General features: G+C 64.8%; 6 protein-coding genes. All 6 read right to left on the bottom strand.

Going from position 1 to position 5,940, the window contains the following annotated elements; all coding sequences use genetic code 11:
- Positions 1-154: 154 nt before the first annotated feature.
- Positions 155-1,252 (bottom strand): protein translocase subunit SecF, encoded by a 1,098-nt coding sequence (secF, locus tag BG35_RS0105550; RefSeq protein WP_080688041.1) that lies wholly within the window; start codon positions 1,250-1,252, stop codon positions 155-157.
- Complete coding sequence (gene secD, locus BG35_RS10525; protein WP_236619799.1) at positions 1,249-2,703, bottom strand: protein translocase subunit SecD; 1,455 nt, start codon at positions 2,701-2,703, stop codon at positions 1,249-1,251. The genes secF and secD overlap by 4 nt, the downstream gene beginning before the upstream one ends.
- A 25-nt stretch (positions 2,704-2,728) precedes the next feature.
- Complete coding sequence (locus BG35_RS0105560; protein WP_025782042.1) at positions 2,729-3,712, bottom strand: pyruvate dehydrogenase complex E1 component subunit beta; 984 nt, start codon at positions 3,710-3,712, stop codon at positions 2,729-2,731.
- Between the two features lie 261 nt (positions 3,713-3,973).
- Entirely contained in the window at positions 3,974-4,294 is a 321-nt protein-coding gene (locus BG35_RS0105570) for a DUF3082 domain-containing protein (RefSeq protein WP_025782043.1), read from the bottom strand.
- 33 nt (positions 4,295-4,327) lie between these two features.
- Positions 4,328-5,257, bottom strand: coding sequence for a 4-(cytidine 5'-diphospho)-2-C-methyl-D-erythritol kinase (ispE, locus tag BG35_RS0105575; protein WP_025782044.1), 930 nt, complete (start codon positions 5,255-5,257; stop codon positions 4,328-4,330).
- Positions 5,254-5,940: ribosomal RNA small subunit methyltransferase A (locus BG35_RS0105580; protein ID WP_025782045.1), on the bottom strand; the 687-nt coding region annotated here is incomplete at its 5' end. The genes ispE and BG35_RS0105580, both read right to left, overlap by 4 nt.

Consider the following 5,940-nt stretch of genomic DNA (forward strand, 5'->3'; position numbering starts at 1 on the left):
TTGAGCACCGCCAAAGGGTGGGCCCTGAGGCCGTAGGCCATGGCGGTCCAGGTGAAATGATCCAGCAACAGACCCAATTCCCCCTCCAACTGCAACAGCGCCAGAAAGGTCATCAGGACAAGCACCAGACGTTGCAGGCCGCGCAAGGGAGGATTCAGGGGAACAGGGACGTTGAATTGGCGACGTCGGCAACGGGATGACGCACCGGGTCTTTCTTGAGCAGGCTCAGCAACAGGGGCGCCACAAACAGGGAGGAGTAGGTGCCCACGGCGATGCCGAAGGCCAGGGCCACGGCAAACCAGCGCAGTTCCCCGCCACTGAAGATGGCCAGGGCAAGAATGGGCAGTTCCGTGGTGATGGAGGTGTTGAAAGAACGCACCAGGCTGGCGGCAACGGAGCGATCAATGCGGGCGGTGATGCCCAGATGTGGTTGAAGGCGATCCGTTTCCCGGATGCGGTCGAACACCACCACGGTGTCGTTGACGGAATAGCCCGCCAGGGTCAGCAGGGCCACGGCAAAGAGGCTTCCCACCTCCACGTCCAGAAATTGCCCCAACCAGGCAAACAGCCCCGCCACGATCACCACGTCATGGGCCAGCGCCCCCAGGGCCAAAGCGGCATTGATGGGGGAAAAGCGGATGGCGATATAGACGGCCACCCCCAGAAAAGCGGCGGCCAAGGCTCGGAGAGCGGAATTCAGCAGTTGGGCGCCAAGGGACGGTCCGATGGTGTCCACCCGGGTGCGTTCCCGTTGCAACGGGGCGATGGACTCCGCCGCGGCAAGCTGCTCCTCGATGGCTTGGGCCTGGGCAACGGTCAGAGCGGTGGAGCGCAGCAGAATGCCCTCGCCGTTATCGAGAAGCTGGAGGTTGAAGCTGGAAGGGGTCGGTGCGGGCTGCCGGTCTCCGGCTGGCTCCAGTGGCGAATCCGCCAGCACGGAGCGCACCACCGGCAGTTGCAGGCGCTCGCTGGCGTCACAGGGACCGGGATCATGGCAGGCCAGTTCCAGTTGGATGCTGGTTCCGCCCTGGAAATCCAGCCCGGCCCGCAGGGGGGCGCCGATTTGCGGATCCCTGGCATTGACCAGGAAACCCAGCAGGGATATTGCCACCATCACTGCCGAAAGCAGCAGCAGCATCCGGCGGTAACGGCTCGCCTGAAACCTGGCGAAAGCCCCCTGGGGATTGGCGGCTTCAAGGGCTGGCGCCGAAGGGATTGCGGGGGGTGTGGGGGCGGTCTCGCTGGAGGTCATCGCACAGGTTGGAAGTACTGGATCTTGCGAAGGGCGGGATGCAGAAAGAGGCTGGTTTTCAGGAGCGTCCTGCTGCACACCAGGCTGGTGAACAGGCTGAGGCCCACGCCAATGCCCAGGGTGATGGCGAAACCGCGCACCAGGCCGCTGCCCAGGTAACCCAGGGCCAGGCAGCTAATCAGGGTGGTGACGCTGCCGTCGAAGATGGAGTTGAACGCCCGATTGAAGCCGGTCTCCACCGCTTGGTAGAGCTTGCGGCCGGAACGCAACTCCTCCCGGATGCGCTCGAAGATGAGCACGTTGGCATCAACGGCCATCCCGAAACTCAAGATCAGGCCGGCGATCCCCGGCAGGGTGAGCACCACCGGAACCAGGGCATAGACGGCCAGATTCAAGAGGGCGTAGATGGCCAGGGCCGCCACCGCCACCAGACCCGGCAGCCGATAGATGATCACCATCAACCCACTCACCAGCGCCAGACCCGTCAGCGCCGCGGTGAGACTGCGGCGCACGTTGTCGGATCCCAGGGTGGCGCCCACGGTGCGCTGCTCCACAATCTCGGTGTCATAGGGGAGGGAGCCGCCGCGAAGTTGCACCTCCAACCCACGGGCCTGCTCCAGGGTGAAGGCGCCGGTAATCCGGGCGCCGCCGCCGGTGATTCCGTTCTCCCGGAACTCCGGCCCCACGGTGGCTTCACTGATGGAGCGACCATCCAGAAGAATGCCCAACCGCAGGTTGCCGTCGGCGGCTACCTCCTTGGTGAGATCCGCGAAGGCCTGGGCGCCGGCGGCGGAGAAGGTGAGGCTGAGTTGGTAGTACTCCCCTTGGGATTCAAGGTTGGGCTCGGCCACCACTTGCACCAGGTCGTCACCGGTGAGGGGACGCAGGTCGAACAACCGGCCAATGTCCTGCTCCAACTGGTCGAAGGTTGTTTGCGCCGCTTCCAGTTCTTCCCTGAAGGCGCCGAGTTCCTCGGAACTGCCCCGGCTGCGCTGCAACTGTTCCAGTTGCTGCTGGCCAAGGAGAACCGCAACCCGCGCATTCCCCCGTTCCTGCACCAACGTTGCGTAGCGATCCACCTCGCCGGGGCGCAACACACCGAACTGGAGCACCGCCTTTTCGGTGATCTGGTTGGCCACCTGCTGCAAGGTGTCGTCCACCACGGCCTGGGCCTCCCCATCGCCCTCCTGGGGGGGCTGGGCCGTGGGCAGTTGCACCACCACGCGATCGGATCCCACGGTGTGGATCTGGGTCTGGGCAAGGCCGAGGCCATCGATGCGCCGCTGGATCACGTTCTTCACCCCATCCAGATCATCGGCGGTAATCACCGTTTCCGGATCGGCGCTGAAGACCCGGGCGCTGAGTTGATGCCCCCCCTGCAGATCCAGTCCCAACTGGAGAGACCGGTTCCCCAGCAACACCGCCGCGGCCAGCACCATGGCCAGGATCACGGGGAGCCATCCTTGACGGACCATTTCAGGTGAGACCTCGAATCAGTTGTTGACAGGTTTCCACAATCTGGCGGGGCTGGATGATGGTGTGATTTTCCAGGGTGCCGTTGTAGGGGGTGGGGATGTCCTGGGAGGAGAGGCGAATCGGTCGGGCATCCAGTTCGTCGAAGCAATGCTCGGTGATCAGGGCAATCAGTTCGGCGCCGATGCCGCCGGTTTTCATGCACTCCTCCACAATCACCACCCGGTGGGTCTTGCGGATGGACGCGCTGATGGTGTCCATGTCAAAGGGCTTGAGGCTGATCAAGTCGATGAGTTCCGGGTCATGGCCCAGGGCCGTGAGTTGCTCCACGGCCCTGGCGCAGTGGTGGCGCATGCGGGAATAGGTGAGCAGGGTGACATCCTTCCCCTCCCGCACCAACTCCGCCTGATCCAGGGCGCAGGTGTAGGACCCTTCCGGCAGTTGTTCGCTCAGGTTATAGAGCAGCACATGCTCGAAAAACAGCACCGGGTTGTCGTCGCGGATGGCGGCCTTGAGGAGGCCCTTGGCATTGGTGGGGGTGCTGCATGCCACGATCCTGATGCCGGGCACGGCATGGAAATAGGCCTCCAGCCGCTGACTGTGTTCCGCCCCCAGTTGCCGCCCCACGCCCCCCGGTCCCCGCACCACCACGGGAATGGTGTAGTTGCCGCCGCTGGTGTAGCGCAGCATCCCCATATTGTTGGAAATCTGGTTGAAGGCCAGGAGCAGAAACCCCATGTTCATGCCCTCCACAATGGGCCGCAGGCCCGTCATGGCTGCCCCCACCGCCATGCCGGTGAAGCTGTTCTCCGCGATGGGGGTATCCAGAAGCCGCAGATCTCCGTATTTCTTGTGCAAATCCTTGGTGACCTTGTAGGAGCCGCCGTAGTGACCCACGTCTTCCCCGATGACCAGCACATGGGGATCCCGCTCCATCTCCTCGTCGATGGCTTCGCGGAGAGCATTGAAAAGAAGGGTTTCTGCCACAGCCCCGGGGATGCCCGCCCGCGGCAGGCCCTGAAACAAAACCCCTAGACCCTAACCCAGGCCGGGGAACGGTGATGCCCCCACTCGAGTCAAGCGCGGCTCAGCCCCCGGCGGCAAAGCTGGTGAGCAGCAGGACGGACAACATCAGTCCCGGGCTCAGGAGCAAGGCCAGCAGGCCCAGGTCATGGGGTGTCATGGCAAATCAATCCTTGCGGCCGGTTTAACCTCCAGTGTAGCGGCATTGTTCGAGCGCCCATGGCCTCAGGGTTGCCCCCCGGGGCTGGGCAGCAGCGCCTGCACCAGCAACAGAAAGAGCCCCACGGCAATGAGGCTGAAGCTGAAGACCGCCAGGAAGCTGGCGCCAACGAGAATGGTCTTGAGGCCCACGGCAATGCTCTGGGCAACGGGCTTGCTGTAGTGGGGGGGATGGAGGGTGAAGTGGATCACCAGCCGTCGGGCTACAGACCAGGAGAGCACGGCAAACAGCCCACTGCTCAAGGCGCCCGCCAGATAGCGGAGGGGGCCATGGCGGGGACGGGAGGAGTCCGGGGGCGAAGAATGTGGGGGGGCGGGTTGGGTCATGGCAGCGGCTCCATCTCGGCGCAGGGCAGTGTCTCAGCAGAAGCGCGCCCCGTCTTCCCGGAGACCACAGATCCAGGACTGGATTTCATTGGCCTTGAGGCGGCCAGCCAGGGTTTGCTGGGCGGCCCGGGCCGCTTCCATAGTGGAGAAAAGGGCAAACACACTGGGACCCGATCCCGACATGGACACCCCGCAACAGTCGGGAGTCTGGCGCAGCAACTCCAGGTTCTGGCGCACGGCAGGAAGCTGGGCGGCCACCACCTCTTCCATTTGATTGAGCAGCAGATGCCCCGTCGTGACCAGGTCTCCCCGGGTGAGGGCGGCCACCATCTCACCGCGGCGCAAGGCCTGGCGGGCGCTGCAGAAAGCCTGCTCCCCCTTGAGATAACTGCGGGACAACTCTTCCCGGCAGATGCCGTAGGCCCAGCCCGTGGTCACGGAGACATCCGTCCGCTTGTTGAGCAAAACCGCCCCGCCCCTGGGCCGGGCCACGGGCTCCAGCCGCTCGCCCCGTCCAAAACACAGTTGGGTGCCGCCCGCGATGAAGAAAGCCACGTCGGAGCCGAGCCGGCCCCCGTACACCTGCAGCTCTTCCGCCGACAGTCCCAACCCCCAGAGCCGGTTCAAGCCCATGAGCGTCGCCGCCGCATTGCTGGAGCCACCCCCCAGACCCGCCTTGAGGGGAATGCGCTTGCGCAGGTGCATCCGCGCCCCCAGCGCCTTTTCCGGGAAAGCCTCCTGCAGCAACCGGGCCGCCTGCATCACCAGATTGGTGTGATCACTGGCCACGTCCAATCCTTCGCAGTGGAGTTGCAGGCCGCTGTGGGGCTCCAGCGTCAACTCGTCACAGAAATCGATGGCCTGCATCACGATGGCCAGTTCATGGAAGCCGTCATCCCTCAGACCCAGCAGGGCCAGATGCAGGTTCACTTTGGCTGGAGACTCCAGCTTCAGGCAGGTCATGGACGGGGAAGCGCCAGCGCTTGGCTCAAGCCTACCCACTGATCCGGGTCCAGATCCTGGGGCCGCCGGCTCAGGTCTACGGCAGCCTGCCGGGCCGCCCGCTCCAGGCTGGACATGGGCCAGGCGCCGCCCAACGTATTGCGGAGCATCTTGCGACGCCCCCCATAGGCCACCCGCAGCAGCCGCTCCAGCAGGGGAGCCTGCTCCGGCTTGTAGCGGCGCCGATGGGGCGGATAGGGGGTGAGCGCCACCACTGCGGAGGCAACCTGCGGAGGGGGGGAAAAACAGGCTGGGGGCACAGTGCAGACAGTCTGCGCCTTCGCCAGGAGTTGCATGCGGATGGTGAGGGCTCCACAGGCAGGACCGCCCGGCGGCGCCGTGACGCGATCCGCCACCTCCTTCTGCAACAGGAGAACCAGGCGCTGAAAGGGGGGCTGGCGCGGCCGGACCAGACTGCCCACGAGTTGCTGCAACAGGGGGCCGGTGATGTTGTAGGGGATATTGGCCACCACCTTGTTGGGGTTGCTGGCCAGGGGCTGACCCAGCAGCGCCAGGGCATCGCCATGGAGCAGGGAAAACCGCTCATCCGGCCCGAAGCGCTGCTGCAACCCGGCCATGAGCCGCTGATCCAGTTCCACCGCCAGGACGGCGGCGGCCGGGCTGGCCAGCAAATGATCCGTCAG

Source organism: Candidatus Synechococcus spongiarum SH4, assembly GCF_000586015.1.
GTDB classification, from domain to species: Bacteria; Cyanobacteriota; Cyanobacteriia; order PCC-6307; family Cyanobiaceae; genus Synechococcus_B; species Synechococcus_B spongiarum_F.

Coding starts and splice junctions, on each gene's coding strand:
- secF (WP_080688041.1), bottom strand. CDS start 1,252: ATGACCTCCAGCGAGACCGCCCCCACACCCCCCGCAATCCCTTCGGCG.
- BG35_RS0105570 (WP_025782043.1), bottom strand. CDS start 4,294: ATGACCCAACCCGCCCCCCCACATTCTTCGCCCCCGGACTCCTCCCGT.
- ispE (WP_025782044.1), bottom strand. CDS start 5,257: ATGACCTGCCTGAAGCTGGAGTCTCCAGCCAAAGTGAACCTGCATCTG.